We start from the raw sequence: 19497 nt of genomic DNA on the forward strand, positions 1-19497 counted from the left end.
TCGATTGTACTTCATTTTGCCGTTATCATATGATGGAGGCAACGAGATACGAAGGAGAGGAATGCAGATGACAGATCAAGCCCAAATCGCTGATGTTTTTCTACAGGAATCGATACGTGCTTTTCAAAGTATGAAAAAGTTGGGAGATCGTGCTTTTGCCCAAACGGATGAGTCATTTTTTTATGAGACATTAGATGAAGAATCGAACTCGTTAGAGGTTCTTATCAAGCACATGCATGGGAATATGTTGTCCCGTTGGACGGATTTCTTAACCACAGATGGGGAAAAAGAGTCGCGTGATCGCGATGGCGAGTTTGAAGGGGAACGATTATCTCGGAATGCTTTACTTGCCTTGTGGGAAGAAGGTTGGCAAGTGCTTTTTACAACACTAGGTTCGTTAACCTCTGAGGATGTTCTTTCTCTGGTGCGGATTCGAGGGGAACATCATACTGTCTTGCAAGCGATTCAGCGCCAAGTTTCGCATTACGGCTATCATGTGGGGCAAATTGTGTTGTTGTGTAAGCATGGGGCGAGTCAGGATTGGCAAACGCTTAGTATCGCTAGAGGAGAGTCAAAACAGTTTAAACCTGGGACGTAGTTTAGTTGGATTTTGCCAACTTAATTCGGATGTAGTGAATCAGAAAGTGGAATTAGTTGGATTTTGCCTGCTTAAATGGCTTATAAAGGGTTGTGAGTCAGAAAAATGGCTGTATAGTTGGGCAAAACCAAACTAATCCAGCGTCGGGCATGATTTTATCTAGTTTAGTTCGGCGTTTTCTGACTAATCAGTTTAGCAAGCTTGATTTGAAAAGTTACGGGCGAATAGGCAGTGTGAGGTAGTGCGTTGTAAGTGAATATTGAGTTGCACGTATTTTTCGACTAGTATGTAGTCATATATGTTTTTTACTGGAAGGGGTCTAACCAAATGTCGCAGTCACAACTGCTTAACCTTGCATTAATTCAAATGGATATTGCGATCGGGGAACCCGATGTGAATTTTGCACAGCTCGAAAAGAAGCTTCACGAAGCCGTCCAAGCGGAACAAAAGCCGGATGTCCTGATTTTCCCCGAAATGTGGAACACAGGGTATGCACTAACGGAAATCCAACAACTAGCTGATGTGAATGGGGAGAGAACGAAAGCTTTTTTAAGCAACTTCGCTCGTACACATCGTGTGAATATTATTGGCGGATCGATTGCGGATAAAAAAGAAGAACGCGTACTTAATACGATTTATGCATGGGATCGAGAAGGCAACGAGATCGTAGAATACTCAAAAATTCATCTTTTTCGACTCATGGATGAAGAGAAATTCTTGCACAGCGGGGAGCAACTTGGCTTATTTGAACTAGAAGGTGTGCCTGCTGGCGCGATGATTTGCTATGATATTCGATTCCCTGAGCTTTCGCGCAAATTAGCGCTAGAGGGAACAAGAATCTTATTCGTTCCGGCGGAATGGCCGCATCCACGTCTGCATCATTGGCGTACACTCCTCATGGCACGTGCCATCGAGAATCAAATGTATGTAGTAGCATGCAATCGCGTAGGGACAAGCGGTACAACGAATTTCTTCGGTCATTCGATGGTCATCGACCCTTGGGGCGAAGTGCTGGTTGAAGGCGATGAAAGTGAAGCGATCTTGCGGGCTACAATTGATTTGGAAGAAGTAGTGCGCGTACGGGGTAAAATACCCGTTTTTGAAGATCGCAGGCCTCATTTGTATTAGGGAAGTTGATTTTTGCAGCGATATTCTGTAAACTAAAACCAATTGAATGATCAATTGTGGCTGTGAAGGATGAATAGTACTTGAAGAACTTCATCATCAGCGAGTTGGGGAATGGTGTAAGCCCAGCATGAAGCTCAAGGAAACGGCTATCCGGAGCCAATACGATAAAGGGGATACATGCTCTTCGAGGTGTATCAACTAGGGTGGAACCGCGGGTGCTGAAGCTCTCGTCCCTAGGCATTATTTGATGCCTTTGGATGTTGAGCTTTTTTGATGTTTGCTCAGATCCAGAAGGTCATCGTCGGGTGATGGCCCACTAACTAGAAAGCTTAAGGAGCGATTGAACAATGAGTGTAACAATGGAGCAAGTTGTCGCGTTAGCGAAGCACAGAGGATTTGTTTTTCCTGGTTCTGAAATTTATGGCGGTTTGGCGAATACGTGGGATTATGGCCCACTTGGTGTTGAATTGAAAAACAACATTAAGCGCGCATGGTGGAAAAAATTCATTCAAGAGTCCCCGTATAACGTAGGATTAGACGCGGCAATCTTGATGAATCCGCAAGCTTGGGTAGCATCCGGTCACGTAGGGAATTTCAACGATCCAATGATCGATTGCAAAAGCTGTAAAGCCCGTCACCGCGCGGATAAATTGATCGAGAACAAGCTGGCTGAGAAAGATATCGAAATCATCGTAGACGGTATGACGTTCGATGACATGATGAAGCTGATCGTGGAACACAACATTGTGTGTCCAGATTGCGGAAGTAAAGATTTCACAGATATTCGTCAGTTCAACTTGATGTTCAAAACGTTCCAAGGCGTAACAGAAGCGAGCTCCAACGTTGTTTATCTTCGTCCAGAAACGGCACAAGGGATCTTCGTTAACTTCAAGAACGCACAACGTACAATGCGTAAAAAGCTGCCATTTGGTATTGGTCAAATCGGAAAAAGCTTCCGTAATGAAATTACGCCAGGTAACTTTACATTCCGTACGCGCGAATTCGAACAAATGGAGCTTGAATTCTTCTGCAAACCAGGTGAAGATTTGAAATGGTTCGAATACTGGAGAAGCTTCTGCCATAACTGGTTGCTATCCCTAGGTGCGAAAGCAGATAATCTTCGTCTACGTGATCATAACGACGATGAGTTGTCCCACTATAGTAATGCAACAACAGATATCGAGTACAAATTCCCGTTCGGTTGGGGTGAGCTTTGGGGTATCGCGGATCGTACGGACTACGACTTGAAGCAACATATGGCGCATTCCGGCGAAGATTTCAACTACATCGAGCCAGAAACGAATGAGCGTTATGTTCCTTATTGTATCGAGCCGTCCCTTGGGGCAGATCGTGTTACTTTGGCGCTTCTAATCGATGCGTTTGAAGAGCAAAAGCTGGAAGGTGACGACACTCGTACGGTTCTTCACTTCCACCCTGCGTTGGCACCGATGAAAGCAGCGATTTTCCCACTTTCCAAGAAATTGAATGAGGGTGCACAAGCGGTATTCGCAGACCTTGCGAAGCATTTCATGGTGGATTACGATGATACGGGATCCATTGGTAAACGTTACCGTCGTCATGACGAGATCGGTACGCCATTCTGTATCACATACGATTTCGAATCCGAAACAGATGGTCAAGTAACGGTTCGTGATCGTGATACGATGGAACAAACACGGATGCCGATTTCGGAGCTAAAAGCCTTTATCGAGAACGCTCTACAATTCTAATAGGCATATCATATGTAGGAAAAAACCCCTTGTAAGCACGTCTAATGACGTAAGCTACAAGGGGTTTTTCTCCTAGATGACATAATCTAAGACTTCGCTATAGGGTAAGTAACGTCGAACTTCACGTAACGGCGGCGTATAGACATGCAGGGAAATAGCCGGCTCATGAAATGGATTGTTCAACTGGTGAATCTGCTCTGCAGGTGCAACAAAATACTCGCCAGCTTGGATGAAATCGTCTTGATGAGCAATCGGATACCCTTCCGAGTCTAAGGCGAAGGTTGAATTGACTAAGGAACCTGAGGCCAGATAAGCTGCGCCGATGGACGAGCCATGATTATGGATAGCGGTTGAGCAGGAAGCGGGGATATGAATGACGATGACTTCGAGATCGGGTGAGCTAAATACGACATTTCGGCCATATGGTAGTTGAGTAGGTTCCGTTTTGAGGTCTGGAACGAAGGATAGATTTCGCTCTATCGATTGAAGCGCCTCTATTAATTGTTCCAGGGTTGGTGCATGCAACTTACAGAATGTCTGTTCAATTGCTCTGATGAGCGTCATTGGCATCTCGCCTCCTAGGCATTCTTATCTCTTTATCAAAAATAATTTGGGGAAGGATAAGTTTTGTTTATATAATATGCCTCGGAGTTTCAAAAGGTTAGGGATAAATGTAAGATTTTAACGTGGAAATCAGTCTGCAGACGGGGAAATGTTCCTACTCTAGCGGTATGACATACGGATATCGAATCTGAGACAATAGTAGATATGACAATCTACGGAAATTGAGAGGATGAACGAGTATGCTGCAGGTTGGAGTGAATGAGCAAGATCAGAAAGAAATTTTGGCCGTATTTACTGCGTTAAGCAAGGCATGGAATGACCATGATGGTCAGGCATTTGGTGCTTGTTTTACAGAAGATGCTGATTATGTGACGTTTAATGGGCAGCATTTGAAGGGGCGTCAAGCCATAAGCGATGTTCATCAAGTATTGTTTGATGGTATTTTGCGTGGTTCCAGTATGGTTGAAGGGGGATCTCTGAATATACGATTCGTGACATCCGATATGGCAATTGCGCATGCCGTAGGGGCCATTAAGCTGCGTTGGCAGAAGAAGGCGCCTAAGAATCGAGATTCCATAAATACGAACGTGGTGATTAAGGAAAAAGGGCAATGGAAAATTGCTGCCTTTCATAATTGCCGCATCCAACGGCCGAATTTTATTCAAAAGTGGTTCATGAACAAAGCGAAATCAAAAAATGCCAAAAATGCGTGAGGACTTGTCCTCCATCTCCATTGACCACGTATTCTAACCTCATCTGCGGTGTTCCTGGTAGTTACGAATTGGAACATTCCACACATATTTCGTATATATCCTACGAATGGCACGTGCCTGAAATCCTTACTCTTAGCGGGAAATCTGCGAACCATGTCGTTTAGTAGTGCAAGTATACTATCTTATTGGAATTACTACCTTTGCACTATTTCAAGCATTCGTTTTGAGCCTTATAGTTAGTGACACATGCGCGAAAAATACAAAATTTTGTAAAGGTCGTGAAAATAGAAACCGCGATAAACGACAATTATTTCAATTCTACTCACAGCATGGATGCTATTTCATTACAAGGGTACATAGGGAAGAAGGAGTGGAATTGATGAAAGGATTAGCTGAAGAGACGCAAATGCATGAATTTACAGAGAGAATAGGCATATCACAAGCGGAGATTGCCAAGCTGCATGAGAAATCATTTCTTAATGGCGTTCAGAGAGATTCGACACGCGTGAGGTTTCGCGTGCAAGGCAAGATGATGGAACGGCTGCTAGCTAAAAACCAAGTACTCATGGATGTCATACTTCGGCAAGCACATTTGAAGACGAATACCTTCTACTTTCCTAATTTATTAATGGTAACGGATAATCACGGGGTCATATTAACAATTAATGGGGATGAAAGATCCATTCTACAAGCCGCGAATCTGAATAATATTGGCATTGGTTCTTCGTTATCACTATCTAGTGCGGGGACGAATGCGGTGTCGGCTGCAATTGACCTTCAGCGTCCAGTCTGGATAAGTGGTGAAGATCATTATCTGGATACGATGCATAATTGGGTGACGATGTGTGTTCCGATACAACCGGCTGATCATCAAATTATAGGGTATTTAGTTTTGACGGCTTTTGAACACATTTCCGCACCTTTCATGTATCCATGCATCAAATCAATTGCGCTTCTGCTTGAATATGAGTTAAGAAAGACAGAGCTGCAAAGTAAAACTTGGTTCGTTGAGGAAATGCTGGAAGAACGATTGAAAGCCTTCAAGTTAACGCTTCGGGAGAAGGAAGTCGCAACGTATTGGCTGTTAGATTATGATTACAAGCAAATTGGAAAAGTGCTGGGAATAAGTGAGAATACCGTTCGTGTCTATGTTACTAAAATAAATCGTAAGCTCAAAGTCAATTCCAAAGCTTCTTTGATTCTAAGTGTTCTTGGTGCTATATAATGCTGCATGAAAGATAGAAAGATATTAATATTGCAGTTCTACTAAATATTGACGTGCTATACAGAGAAATGGTTCAAATTTGTTGAAAAAAGCTTCTATCTCACACGCTGTACGTGGGATGGAGCTTTTTTTGTTATCCAAAGACGAATAGTAACGTCTTATTTACTTGAATAGCGAGAGCCGCTATACAGATGGAAGACCCATTTTTCACTGAAATTGCAGAAAAAACACGATTGACCAGATACAAAGGCAAGTGAGATATAGAAAGATTGAAATTTGCAAGGGGAGAAGACGTTTCGAAAGAACTATATGAAACCGTTTCCGAAGTACGAGTTCGGATGAGATATCCCGACTCCATTCTTCTTTTGAAGCTTTCAACTAGCTTTAAATCCCTATAAAAAGGCCCATTCCTATTAGGCATACCTTAAGAATTATAGTGCATGCATTAGGTCATTTGAATTAATAAATATGTATGATTTGCTCTACAGAAATTACCGTCTATATTTGAGGCATCCCACCGAAACGGGAGGGAAAATGTCGAGCTTTGAGGGACGGTAGGCTATGAGACAAAGAAGAAAGGCCTTGATCCTGCAGCCTATTAAATGGATTCTTCTTCTAGGCGTCGTCGGTTCTGGAAGCGTATATGGGTTATCGGCGGCAGGATTCATCGAGTGGAACTCAGAGCACAAGCTGGAGAGCTTGATGTTTTGGAAAACCACCGACAATGCTTCAACAAAAGGAATTGCGCTTGCAGCAGGTACGGATAAAGACAATGCGAAAGCATCGGTCAAACCGACACCAACTGTAAGTGGAGCACCAACAGCTACCACATCGGCAGCACCAACAGTAACGCCTGCAAGCACGCCAGCACAAACAACGGCACCAACAGCACCAGCAACAACGGCGGGCTTACAAGTGATCTCACAAGCACAAAGTATTGTCGGAGTTAATGCCAATGTCAAAGCATGGCTGGAGCAGGCAGGATTGATCAAACTTGATCCTGGGAAGTTGTTCTCCTTTCAAGCTTGGATGGTTGAAGCTAGCAAAGGCAAAGTGCCAGAGAAGAAAGCAGATGAGTTATCTCAGGTAGCGTCGTTACTGTATGAAGCAGCATTACGAGCTGGCTTGCAAGTTGGTGAGCGTTATGCTCATCAAGATAATCCGAGCTATGCAGCTGCAGGATTCGATGTTGAAATTCAAGCTGAGCAGAAGGATCTAACCTTGTATAACTCGCTGGATGTGCCCTTAACGGTAGGCGTGATGTATAACGGTGAAATTCCAATCCTGACGTTGAATGGAGAACCGAAAGCAGAGTGGAAAGCTCCTAAAATTACGGTTACGAAAGAAGTATTCGCACCGGAGAGCATGTTTGTGACCGATTTTACGCTGGCGGGTCAAGGTGAAGCTAAACGAAGTGAAGGCCAATCAGGACTTCTAGTCAAAGTGTTCGTTGATGAGAAGAATGATGGCAAGAACGAGCTGATATATAAAGATTTCTACGCACCACGTCCTATTGTTATCGCAAAGGCGCCAACTGCGGAAGAGCTTAAATCACCATAGATCACAAGGTTGCACAGATCCGTTACGTACTCTATCAACAGAAGGGAGGACCCCCCAATGCGCATAGGTGAACTTTTTGTCATGAACGGACTCATCACGGAGGATCAGCTTGAACAAGGGCTGAAGCAGCAAGTGCACACACGGAAGAAAATCGGTGAGATTCTCATCGATAAAGGGTTGATTACAGAAAGACAGTTAGTCGAAGTCCTGGAATTTCAATTAGGTTTTCCAGTCGTCAATATGTTTGAGACGCAGCTGGATATGCCAACAGTTCAATTAATTCCAGAAGCGCTAGCGCGTAAGCACTGTGTCATTCCTATCGAACGTAAAAATGGCAAAATCAAGGTCGCGATGGTAGATCCGCTGAACTACGGCGCGATTGAAGAAATTCGCATGGCGACGAATATGAGTGTGCAGCCCGTCATTGCGATTCGCTCTGAGGTTGAGCAGGCGATTACGAAAAACTATGGCATGAAAGAATCCGTCGATGAGCTCATGGTCGACTTGGATAAGATTGAAATCAAGGACGAGGAATCGGAAGCAAATGACCAAGGTTCACCGATTGTAAAGCTAGTGAACCAAATCATTCAATCCGCTGTGCAGCAGCGGGCGTCCGATATTCACGTTGATCCACAAGAGAAGCAACTGATCGTGAAATACCGGATTGATGGTGTGCTGCGAACAGAGAAAGCGCTGCCGAAGCATATGCAAGGTGTGTTGACTGCTCGTTTGAAGATTATTGCGAAGCTGAACATTGCGGAACGCAGGTTACCGCAGGATGGTCGCATCCAGATGCAGGTCGATAATCGCCGAATTGATATTCGGGTATCCACATTACCGACAGTTCATGGTGAAAGTATCGTTCTCCGGATTTTAGATCAATCCGCTGGTGTGAAAAAAATTGCCGAATTAGGACTCAGTGAAGCTAATCTGGTGAAATTCGACAAAATGATTCAAAAACCAAATGGGATCATGCTGATCTCAGGACCTACAGGAAGTGGGAAAACGTCAACGCTCTATTCCGCACTCGGACAATTAAACGGTGATGATGTCAAAATCATCACGGTTGAGGATCCTGTCGAGTATCGGATGAATGGTGTCACGCAAGTGCAGGTTAATTCGCAGATTGGATTAACCTTTGCCTCTGGTTTACGCTCCATCCTTCGACAAGATCCGAACATCGTCATGGTCGGGGAGGTCCGGGACGCGGAAACGGCAGAGATTGCGGTGCGTGCTTCTCTTACGGGGCATTTAGTTTTAAGCACCATCCATACGAATAGTGCAGTCAGCACAATAAGCCGGCTAGTCGATATGGGTATCGATTCCTATTTAATCGCATCATCGCTCTCCTGTATCGTCGCTCAGCGTTTAGTAAGGCGCGTATGCCGAGAATGCGCAGCTCAAGTTCCTGCAAGAGAAGATGAAATCAAGATGCTGGAAACGGCTGGACTACTGGGTGGCAGTGAGCAATCATTGGCGGGTACAGGAACAGGTGTCGTAGTTCCGCTGAGTTCGCCAAAAGTAGCCGATAAGCAAGTCATGGTGACCAGAGGTAAAGGCTGTGGCACATGCAACAAAACAGGTTATAGAGGGCGTATTGCTGTTCACGAGTTGCTAGTCGTGGATGAACCGCTGCGCAGCCTAATTGTGCAGAACCGACCAGTAAGTGAGCTAGAGCAGCATTTGGTTAAGCACGGCTTTAAGAACATGCTATATGATGGTTTGCTCAAGATTCGTCAAGGACACACAACGATTGAAGAAGTGTTGAAAGCCGTGGCGGACGAATAACGACAGCAAAGAAGCAAGTGTGGATTGGGGGTGAATGTTAACTTGGCGAACTTTACGTATGAAGCCGTCAACGAAAGCGGTAAGAAGCTGAAGGGGCTGGTCAAGGCCCAGAACAAGCAGTTGGCCATAACGGAGCTGCGAGGACGCGGAATTACCATACGAAGTATCCAAGAGCAGCGGAAAACAGCGATGGATCTGGAGATTCACATTGGACGAGCAGTTAAGTTGGAGGACTTCGTTATCTTCTGTCGACAATTTGCTACCTTGATCCGAGCTGGTATTCAAATCGACCAAGCGGTTTCTATTCTCGAAGATCAATCGACATCCAAGTATTTGAAAACAGCTTTAGGTGATATCTCGGAGCAAATCCGCAACGGTCATCCCTTATCCAAAGGAATGGGAGAACACCCGAAAGTATTTCCCGACATGTTCGTTAATATGATGGCCTCTGGTGAAACGGGAGGTAACTTAGACGAAGTACTTGAACGAATGGCTGAACATTACGAGAAAGAACACAAAACAGTTCAAAAGGTGAAGTCAGCTATGACTTATCCAATCGTTGTACTGGTAATTGCCGTCGTCGTTGTCATTTTTCTCTTAATAAAAATTGTGCCAACGTTCGCATCCATGTTCATGGATCAAGGCTCGGAATTACCATTGATTACGAGATTTGTCATGAGTTCAAGCGACGCAATCGTTCATTATTGGTGGATGTTCTTGGCTGGACTTGTTGGATTGATTGTTCTCTATCGGAGCTTCACATCCAGTGAGGAGGGGAAATTCTGGGTTGATACGATCAAATTTAAGATACCCGTTTTCGGAATTATTCTCAAAAAAGCAGCAGTTGCAAGAATGACACGCACGATGTCATCGCTATTTGTTAGTGCGGTGCCAGTCCTACAGGCGCTTGATGTGACTGCGAAAGTCGTTGGTAATCGCGTTATTGCCAAGGTGCTGGTTGAAGCCAAAGATAGTTTGCAGCAAGGCAAGATGCTATCGGAGCCGATTCAGAAAAGCGGTATTTTTCCGAAAATGGTCGTTCAAATGCTGATGATCGGTGAGGAAACAGGGCAAGTCGATAACATGCTTGCAAAAATTGCCGATTTCTTTGAAGCCGATGTTGATCAAAGTGTCGATCGATTAAAGGCGGTCATTGAACCTCTGATGTTATTGTTTATTTCCAGTATTGTCGGAGTCATTGTCGCTGCAATTATGAGTCCGATGTTCAAAATGTACGATAATTTCTTAGGCTAATGTCATTCAGGCTTGAAGGGAGGTGATAGATAGACATGTCGGCGGTTTTACTAGCAATCCAACATAAAGCAACACCAGTATGGCAAGAAAATGTACATAACCAAAATAAACCAAGAGGTGGGAATGAAATGAACGCAATGGCCATGGAAAACAAACAAATCGAAGGTTTTAAAGCTCCTAAAATGTCTTTCAGAGAAGCAATGAAGAATGAAAAAGGGTTGACACTCATCGAGTTGCTAGCCGTTATCGTCATTATTGCGATTATTGCAGCAATTGCAATTCCATCCATTAGCTCCATTCTGGAGAGAACGAAAGCGAATGCACATAAATCAAATGCTCATATGATGGTAGACGCAGCAAGACTTTACGTAACTGGGGAAGGCATCACAGTGCCTACGAATGGAAACGTTACGGTAAATATGGCGGACCTACAGGCAAAAGGATATTTACAAATCATCCCTCAAGATCCATCAAACAAAGGAACTACGTACACGGCTGGAACAAAAACAACTGCTCCTGCAACTCCAGCAACAGATGGGTCGAAAGTAGTTATTACTAATACTGCCGGAATATTCACTTATGTTGTTCACCTAGTAAATGGCACACATAATTATCTAACTGTTGATGGTACTGACGTAGGTACACCAGGTGTAGAAGAGGCTAACCTAGATACAATTGCTGTCGTATTACCATAATTCCAATTCAAGCGCGCCGCCTAGCGGCGCGCCCCTTATCCCTTATGCATACCCGAGAGGAGTCACCGCAATGTTCGCAAAGAAAATTAGCAAATACACATACGGCATGCAAATTTCGGATACAGAAGCGAAGTTAGTTGAAATTATGAATGTGAATGGGCAAGTTACCCTGACACAGCGTCATTCCATCGCGCTGGATAGAGGCAGTATTAAACACGGAAAATTCGTGGACGAAGACGCGGTCATTGGTCGCATTTCAACCTTAGTGAAACAAATAGGGTTACAAGGTGCACATATCAATGTCACAGTACCGCTTTCTAATGTGGTGCTGCGAAAATCGGTCTTTTCGGCCTTAAAAGATAAAGCATTACGCAACATGATTGACGTTGAATTACACGGCGGGCAGCAGCTGCCATTTAAGAACCCTGTTTTTGACTTTGTTCGATTAGGCGCACCAAAGGATGAGGCAGCGGCTTCGGTGGAAGGCGCTTTGAAATCGTCTAAAGCCTCTGCGCAAGAAGAAGTCCTTATTTTTGCAACGCCTAGCGAAGTAGTTGAAAGCTATGCGCACGTTATCAAGCAATCAGGACTCGTTCCTGTGGCTGTTGACCTCGCACCGCTGGCGCTACACCGCATGTTGGTACGCCATACTCGGTTAACCGGCTCCGCGATGAAGGATCGATTCATGCTATTGCATGTCGAGCCCGATCATGCGGATGTCAGCATATTCGTGAATGGCATTCCGGTATTTTTCAGATCGATTCAAATCAATACGAGCTTTTTCTTGGACACGGGGACAGATCAACTTGCAGCCTATGCGCGCAACTTATCCATGGAGCTTGGTCGTGTATTGAATTATTTCCAATATACGGTGTCTACGGATCAAAAACATGTGGAACTCGTGTATCTCGTAGGTGAGCATGACTGGATAACGGCACTGCCAGAGCATCTGGAAAGCGCTTTTACGGGGGAGATTACTTCGTTTCCATTGCAGGCTATTTTGAAAGATGAAGATACAACATGTCAAGCTTACGCGGTTCCAGTTGGACTAGCGATGAAAGGAGCTTAAGGACGATGAGCGCAAGTGTACAGAAACTTCAGTCCATCGAAATTAACTTGCTGCAAATGCGGCAGGAAGAGCAAACAGGATCAAGTCCGCTACTCCGCTATGTATTTATGGCAGCAATCGTCGTGGTGGTTGGCGGCATGGGATGGATGTATACGACCGCAAAATCAGAGCTGAAAAAGACGAATGCCGCGATCGAGCAAGTGAACCTTCAAATTAAGGAAGGTCAATCGAAACTTGCTAATTCCCCAACAGTCGGGGCAGTTGCTGATTTCATCGCCATTCCAAAACAAATTATCGCCAGTAAGCCCCTTGCCACGGATGTATTGGATAAACTTTCAGCCCTCATGCCGCTCGCATCCAATATCACCGCATTGAGCTTTGGGGATGGCAATAAGCTCAAAGTGACAGGGAATTTTGCTTCGAGTGAAGATGTCATTACATTCATGCAAGCGACGAAAGCTTCGACGTCATTTACCTTAATTAGCACAAGTGGAATGAATAAGTTAGCTGCAGCCCAAGAGGATAAGAGTGCAACCACCGTCATAGATCCACCTTTGCCAGTCATTCAAGCCACATTTGAACTGCAGTACAAGTCCGATGCCACCAAGAAAGGTTGATCTTGCGAATGAGCATGCTTAACAGCACAAGAAATCAAGTCATCGTAGCTGTCATCCTTGCGTTGGCGCTCGTGATGGTCTACATGAATTTCGTCTCTCCGCTGCAAAGTGAAAAGGAGTCCAAAGCGAAATTGTTAGTCCAAAAGAAGCAAGAGCTGGATTCATTGAATAAACGGGCTGCTGGAGGAAGCGCAGTCGGCGCAGCCGAGCAAATCAGCCTTTCCAAAGCGCGCAGTCGTGTGCCAGAAGTGCCCGATGTGGAAGGTCTCATTCGCGAAGTGAGAATGCTGGAAGTCATTACGAAAATGTCGTTAGCTTCTTATAACTTTGAGATTGGCAAAGCCGCAGATCCTGTTGCTGCACCAGCTTCTAGTGCACAGCCTGCTAATGGAAGCGCAACGCCTGCTGCGACAGCGGCTGTCATGCCATCACTGGCGATCCCAGTTAAGCTCAATACAACAGTTAAAGGGGATTATCAGCAAATCCGCCGCTTTCTTAGTGAATTGCAAACGGCGAATCGGTTGATGCAAGTAGATAAGCTGACATTTGCTGTTAAAGGTGCAGCGCCAGTGAAATTAAACGCATCCAAACGGGAGATTACGGTCAACATTTCGCTTGTTTCGTATTATGCGCCTGGCTTACAGAAGTTCTTTAAGGCACCGCTGCCGGTTCCATATAACAAGCCAGCTGGCAAGACGAATCCACTTTATTAACGAAATTCATATCCATTCAGGAGGAAATACGATGAGTATGATAGCACCATCCACGTCTGACATGTTATCACTGAAAGATTTGCTGCGTGTTTCTTACGAGTCGAAGGCTTCTGATTTGCATATTAATGCAACCACAGAACCGCTTATGCGGCTTCATGGGAAATTAATGAAGGTGGTTGATTCGGTGCTTTCGCCAGAGGATACCCATCGAATGGCGAAAGAAATATTAACCAAAGAGCAATACGAAACGTTATCCAAAAAAGGGGAGGTCGACTTTTCGTTCGAGCTTCCTGGACTGTCCCGTTATCGAGGAAATGTGTTTAAGCAAAAACGACATATCAACATGGTATTTCGTGTGTTATCGACGACAGTACCATCCCTTTTTAGCTTAAATCTGCCAGATTTGGTTCAGGAGTTTGCATATAAGCATCAAGGTCTAGTCCTAGTAACAGGTCCTACTGGAAGCGGGAAGTCCACAACACTTGCCTCCATTATCGATTTTATTAATGAAACGCAAAAGAAACATATTATCACCTTGGAAGATCCAATTGAGTACATACATCCAAGTAAAAACTGTCTTGTCGCGCAGCGTGAAATTGGTATTGATACATTGACGTTCTCCAACGGTTTGCGAGCTGCACTGCGTCAAGATCCAGATGTTATTCTAGTCGGTGAGATGCGGGACTTAGAAACGATTAAGACTGCTATCACGGCTGCAGAAACAGGTCACTTAGTTCTGGCAACACTGCATACCCCGGATGCGCCTCAAACCGTCGATCGGATTATCGATGTATTCCCTACCGAACAGCAGAGACAAATTCGCGTACAGCTTGCTTCCGTATTGATTAGTGTCTTATCCCAGCGTTTAGTTCCGCGTATGGATGGCAGAGGGAGAGCCATGGCGCTTGAAATACTCATTAATACACCCGCTGTTGCGAACTTGATTCGCCAAGAAAAGATTTATCAAATCAAATCTGTCATTCAAACGAACCGCCAAATCGGGATGCAGACGATGGTATCCAGTCTGAAACAGTTGGTTGAAGAGGGTATTATTCACCGAGATGCGATCAAAGAATATGAGATGACCTTAGGAGAGGATTAAATGAAACGAAATAAACATGCACTTGTCACTGCACTACTTGTTATGTCCATCATGTCACCATCTGCTGTCCTTGCAAGCGAAGCAGCCGTTAACACGACAGTTGTAAGCCAAGCGAGCAACCCATTTGCAGTCGTACAGGGGCTCGATTATGAAGCTCGGAGTCTGAAATACGAAACAATGAAGCTGTCACCGGCGGGTTGGGAAGTCGGCATGGTTGTCTCTAAGGAACCTTATGCTGTAGTTACGAAAGCAGATGCAACAGGCGCACATGTGAAAATTTGGACAGGAGCGATTGCGCGAGCTGGTAACGACTTAATCGTGTTCTGGGATGAAATTGGCGTTAAGCCGACAGGTGCACTTGATTTTCATGCAACAGATGTAGACGAGATCGTCCGTTCGTACTTCGAAAGCGCCTCCCAAGAATCTTACCGAGTGAAAGCTTATCTGGGCAAAGTGCCTTGGGCTAACATCCCAACGGACGCGGAAGCGGCTAGCAATGGAAGTGCGAAAGTAACGTCAGACGGGTTGATAAACGTGTATGGTATTGCTTTTCAAAATCCAGATCGCGCTGTTGCGCCGACGCTAGGTTCAGTGAAAAAAGCTGTCGATATGCCAGAAACAATACCTACGCTGCGCACTTGGAAACAAACATCCCTAAATACAGTGCCTTCTGATGCAGAGACGCATTGGGCGAAAGAAGAAATTCTCGATTTGATGCAGAAGTCGATCATTGATGGATACGAAGATCATACGATTCGTCCGAACCGAACGCTTTCGAAGGCAGAATTTATTACGCTTGTCGTCAAAGCATTAGGGATTGAACCTGTCAAGTCACCGGTCTTGGGCTACGAGGACATGGGCAAGCATTGGTCTACCAGTATGGTAGCTTCCGCGCAAACGATGGGATTACTTGACCTGAGACCTGTGGATCTAAATTTCTCCCCAGACTTGCCGATTACACGGATAGAAATGGTTGGAGTGGTCGATCGCATTTTACAAAAATATGATGTGAAGGTCGGTACGGGAACTGGCGATTTTAATGACATCACAAGCTTAACAGATAAGAATAAGGCATCCCTGCAAAATGTGATAAAGGCAGGCATTGTCGGCGGATATGAAGACGGTTCATTCAGACCACAAGGGTCACTTACTCGGGCAGAAGCATTCAAGGTCATCTCGAGAATCATTCATTTGGTGTAGGAAGGAGTTCAATCCATGCATTGGTATCTTCAAATGAAAAAGAAAAGCGCGATCATGCTGGCTGGGATGCTGCTTACGAGTATGTTTCCTGCGTTTGTAGGATCGAGCCCCGCATATGGGACAGAAGTAGACAATGGTTGCTTAGCCATTAGTGGTGTAGGTAATGTGCCTGTCACCAGCGTTGAGCGGAACCAATTAGTTACGATCAATTACACGTTGGATCCGAGCGGGACACATACGGTTACGCAAACGCGTGATCCTGTAGATATTGCTTTCGTTGCCGACGTATCTGGCAGTATGGCCTACCATATGGATAAAGATGATAGCAGAACACCAATTCGTCTTCAGATTTTAAAGGATGCCTCAGCTACATTGACGGATAAATTTACAAGCGTGAAGATGGGGGACCGCTTAGGGCTTATAAAGTTTAGTTCTGATGCGACAAAAGTACTTGATTTGGATACGAAGTATTCGAATGTTCAATCGGAGATCGAAAAGTTTAAAGCTAATGGCAGTACGAATATTGACGATGGTCTAGCAAAAGCCAAAACAATGCTTACCGCTAGTGGTACTAAGCCCTTAAAACAAATTATTTTGCTAACAGACGGTAAAGCAACAGTATGGACCAATGAAAACGATGGCAATAAGTTAATAACGAATGATACAGGCGCCAAAAACGCTGCAAAAGCAGACGCAGATGTCTTAGCTAGTCTAGGTATTAAAGTGTATACGATCGCTTTGGCTACGCCTGGTTCTGATGAGATTGATTTGGACTTGCTGAGTTATATTGCTACCAAAACCGGGGGAACCGCTTATGAAGCAAGTTCTACCAGCCAGCTTTCAGCCGTTTTTGATAACATTACCAAAACGATAGAAGCGCCAACGCAACTTAAAACGGTGACACTGCGTCAACCGATTCCAGCTGGTTTCATCTTGGCGCCAGGCGAGAATGCATCAAATGTAAGATATGATGCGGCCACTCACGAAGTTGTGGTCAACGTTGGAGATATTAATTTTCCATATAGCCCGGAGCAAGACAAGATTGATCTAGCTATTAAGTTAATTCCTGACACTGCTGCAGGTGATTATCCACTGCAAGATGCCAAAGTAACTTACAAAGATGCATGTAATGCGAACCGACAGTTTAACATTAATTTCAATACACAGCTGTCTGTTAGTGTTCGTGTCCTTGATAAATACGACAATGTGTATATCGGGAATAGTGTAGGTGAATTGCAGCGATTGCGCGCAAGTGATAAGCAGAAGCAATGGACGAATAAGAATAAAAATTCAGCGATCACGGATATACACTTTGTGGATACGGATCATTCTGTTGTAAGGATTAGTTATAAAGATGGTACAACAGAGCAAATTGATTTGAAGCCGAAAGCGCCATCGTCTTATGAACTCGTTGATGGGAATGGCAAGCTGATTAATGAGAATGGCTGGCATTTTGGACCAGGAAAGCTTCGTTCTGTTTCTGGTTCCATTTCACAACTTCCTAACACGACTGTCTATGCGAATGATGATTTCCAAGGTAACTATATTGCGGGTTATGAGATATCCGTGAATAATGGCAATTGGCAAAAGCAAACAACAGACGGTGTGGTCGTTCCAGATGGGAATGGTATGAATTTTAAAACGCGAGCATTTACACATGCAATCAGCGGTAGTGCTTTGACTCCTATTGCTGGGGCAGTTGCGACTGGCAATGTCTCCTTAGATAGTTCAGGGCCATTGATTAGCTGGAGTAACGACATCGATCTTACAAAACCGACGAATGATGCCATCATTTATATTACGGCAACGGATGATTTAAGTCCTGTAACGAGTGTTAGAGTTTGGTTCGATAATAAATCACTTTCCATCTCATCCAGCTCTCCGAAAATGATGAAGAATGGCAATACGTATGCTTTCCGTTTAAGCGATGTGGCAGGATTGGAAACGATTGAGAAGCGCCAAGGCTGGCATCAAATTCATTTTGAAGCTACTTCAATAGGGGGGACTACATCTACTGCGCAAACGCCGGAATATTTCGTAATCAATCCAGGCCCGACGGCAACGCTAAAAGGTGTGAATTATAACGCAGGCGAAGTTTCCGATAAACCGGTTAGTATAACGGTCGTGGATGAGAAGTATCCAGTAGCGGATCGCACGTTTGGCAACGTTAAAAAGGAAGGATACACGCTGAAAGCCATGTATTATGCGATTATGCCGTCTTCAGCATCACCAGAGAAAAGCGATTGGAAACCATTAACATCGAAGCGTTTAACGGTAACTACGAAAACGAATACGACAATAGGGACTTCCTACGTGTTCTTAAAGTTGGTTGATAGTTCCAATGTTGAAATCGTTCAACAACCGTTTAGTGTTCAATTCGATACAGAACAAAACAACAACTAGACCGGCGAAATCGGTGAGGTAGTGAGGAGGACTTACGGTGCGCCGCAATGAACGTCTGAAGCAAGTGGAATCTAACGAAGACGGCATGTCACTCGTGGAAATCTTGATTGCTGTGACGATTATGTCGATTATCAGCGTTACGCTGATGGGCTATTTTACTTCAGCTGTAGATAAATCGGCACAAGAAAGCCGCAAAATCATTGGCGCTAACTTAGCTCGTTTGAAAGCAGCTGAGCTGCGCGATGTTTTTAAAACGGGCTATGGAGATGCCATTGTTCCACTGTTGACGAGCAGTCCCAAATTTTCAGGTGACCTATCGAGTAATGGTTCAGAGTTGATGAAAGGCAGATTAAAAGCGACTGAGATTAATGGCACGCTCTACCGCTATTTGGTTGAACTGGATAAGAGCTATTCTCGCTGGGAGGCTGCAGATCCGTTTCGTAATGACTCGGACGACTATTTGGCTCAAATGTTCGTTACTGTATATTGGTCAGGCGAAGAGTCAATTGCAGTCCCATCAGCCAAATCATCAACGACACTCGATACGTATCTTATCAAAAGGTGGTAGCGCCACATGCAGCGCAATGAGAAAGGGATGACCTTGATTGAGATTCTGGCTGCTTTGCTGATCTTCGGCATGGTAGCCTCCATCCTGTACTCTTTTATGCTAATGGGCGTGTCGATGTATAAACGAGTCACGATGGAAACCCAGATGCGTAATCAAGGAGACGGGTTGTACAGTCAGATTATATCGGAGCTGAAGGAAGCGATCTACGTTCAGGATGAGGGAACGGATAAGAAGATCATTCGGTATGCGAAGAAGAACAATGATCCCAAAATGTATATTGATCTTTTTGAAATGGAAGTTATACCGGATCCAAAAGGCGGAGGGAAAATTGAAATTAGGGACGCTGGCACGAATGCGGTTAAACGTGTTTTCCAACTGGGAAACAAATTTACGATTCGTGAGGGCAGCTTAAGTGAAGCGAGTCAGAATCATGACCGTGTTCAAGTGACGCTCGAATATGCCAGAGTGAATAGCAATCAGTATAAGGACGCAGATAATCCGAAACTGGTCATTGATTCGCAAATCCCACTATTTCGCAATGATTAAATGGAACGGATTGGAGGAGGCATA

General features: G+C 44.6%; 18 protein-coding genes. 17 read left to right on the forward strand and 1 reads right to left on the reverse strand.

Annotated features, from left to right (window positions below):
* Positions 1–67 precede the first annotated feature (67 nt).
* The 3 genes from J2736_RS03540 (at position 68) to J2736_RS03550 (ending at position 3456) form a co-directional block, all read left to right on the forward strand.
* Positions 68–598: a DUF1572 family protein gene (locus tag J2736_RS03540; protein ID WP_310223587.1), complete on the forward strand. Its 531-nt coding sequence runs from the start codon at positions 68–70 to the stop codon at positions 596–598.
* Between the two features lie 327 nt (positions 599–925).
* A complete protein-coding gene (locus J2736_RS03545; protein WP_310223589.1) occupies positions 926–1726 on the forward strand; it encodes a carbon-nitrogen family hydrolase in 801 nt (266 codons plus the stop codon).
* A 347-nt stretch (positions 1727–2073) separates the two neighbouring features.
* Positions 2074–3456 carry a glycine--tRNA ligase gene (locus tag J2736_RS03550; protein WP_310223591.1) on the forward strand — a complete coding sequence of 461 codons (1383 nt, stop codon included), beginning with the start codon at positions 2074–2076 and terminating at the stop codon, positions 3454–3456.
* A gap of 72 nt (positions 3457–3528) precedes the next feature.
* On the opposite strand, the gene J2736_RS03555 is transcribed toward J2736_RS03550, so the two are convergent.
* A complete protein-coding gene (locus J2736_RS03555; protein ID WP_310223593.1) occupies positions 3529–4020 on the reverse strand; it encodes a cysteine dioxygenase in 492 nt (163 codons plus the stop codon).
* 239 nt (positions 4021–4259) lie between these two features.
* On the opposite strand from J2736_RS03555, the gene J2736_RS03560 reads away from it, so the two are divergent.
* From J2736_RS03560 to J2736_RS03625, 14 genes are all read left to right on the forward strand, one after another.
* On the forward strand, positions 4260–4733 hold the full coding sequence (locus J2736_RS03560; RefSeq protein ID WP_310223595.1) for an SgcJ/EcaC family oxidoreductase: 474 nt from the start codon (positions 4260–4262) through the stop codon (positions 4731–4733).
* Positions 4734–5112: 379 nt separating this feature from the next.
* Entirely contained in the window at positions 5113–5958 is an 846-nt protein-coding gene (locus J2736_RS03565; RefSeq protein ID WP_310223596.1) for a LuxR C-terminal-related transcriptional regulator, read from the forward strand.
* A gap of 561 nt (positions 5959–6519) precedes the next feature.
* A complete protein-coding gene (locus J2736_RS03570; RefSeq protein ID WP_310223598.1) occupies positions 6520–7518 on the forward strand; it encodes a VanW family protein in 999 nt (332 codons plus the stop codon).
* 57 nt (positions 7519–7575) lie between these two features.
* Positions 7576–9306, forward strand: coding sequence for a GspE/PulE family protein (locus tag J2736_RS03575; RefSeq protein WP_310223600.1), 1731 nt, complete (start codon positions 7576–7578; stop codon positions 9304–9306).
* Between the two features lie 30 nt (positions 9307–9336).
* The gene (locus J2736_RS03580) at positions 9337–10560 is read left to right on the forward strand and encodes a type II secretion system F family protein (RefSeq protein ID WP_310223602.1); all 1224 of its coding nucleotides are present in this window, start codon (positions 9337–9339) and stop codon (positions 10558–10560) included.
* Between the two features lie 35 nt (positions 10561–10595).
* A complete protein-coding gene (locus J2736_RS03585; protein WP_310223604.1) occupies positions 10596–11255 on the forward strand; it encodes a prepilin-type N-terminal cleavage/methylation domain-containing protein in 660 nt (219 codons plus the stop codon).
* Positions 11256–11325: 70 nt separating this feature from the next.
* Entirely contained in the window at positions 11326–12324 is a 999-nt protein-coding gene (pilM, locus tag J2736_RS03590) for a type IV pilus biogenesis protein PilM (protein ID WP_310223606.1), read from the forward strand.
* Positions 12325–12329: 5 nt separating this feature from the next.
* Positions 12330–12941 carry a PilN domain-containing protein gene (locus tag J2736_RS03595; protein ID WP_310223608.1) on the forward strand — a complete coding sequence of 204 codons (612 nt, stop codon included), beginning with the start codon at positions 12330–12332 and terminating at the stop codon, positions 12939–12941.
* Positions 12942–12949: 8 nt separating this feature from the next.
* Positions 12950–13654, forward strand: coding sequence for a hypothetical protein (locus J2736_RS03600; RefSeq protein WP_310223609.1), 705 nt, complete (start codon positions 12950–12952; stop codon positions 13652–13654).
* A 31-nt stretch (positions 13655–13685) separates the two neighbouring features.
* Positions 13686–14756, forward strand: a complete 1071-nt coding sequence (locus J2736_RS03605; protein WP_310223611.1) for a type IV pilus twitching motility protein PilT — start codon at positions 13686–13688, stop codon at positions 14754–14756.
* Positions 14757–15956, forward strand: coding sequence for an S-layer homology domain-containing protein (locus J2736_RS03610; protein ID WP_310223613.1), 1200 nt, complete (start codon positions 14757–14759; stop codon positions 15954–15956).
* Between the two features lie 15 nt (positions 15957–15971).
* Complete coding sequence (locus J2736_RS03615; RefSeq protein ID WP_310223615.1) at positions 15972–18359, forward strand: vWA domain-containing protein; 2388 nt, start codon at positions 15972–15974, stop codon at positions 18357–18359.
* Positions 18360–18396: 37 nt separating this feature from the next.
* Entirely contained in the window at positions 18397–18927 is a 531-nt protein-coding gene (locus tag J2736_RS03620) for a type IV pilus modification PilV family protein (protein ID WP_310223618.1), read from the forward strand.
* 6 nt (positions 18928–18933) lie between these two features.
* Complete coding sequence (locus J2736_RS03625) at positions 18934–19473, forward strand: PulJ/GspJ family protein (protein ID WP_310223619.1); 540 nt, start codon at positions 18934–18936, stop codon at positions 19471–19473.
* Positions 19474–19497: the final 24 nt, after the last annotated feature.

Source organism: Paenibacillus qinlingensis (assembly GCF_031455095.1).
GTDB lineage: Bacteria > Bacillota > Bacilli > Paenibacillales > NBRC-103111 > Paenibacillus_E > Paenibacillus_E qinlingensis_A.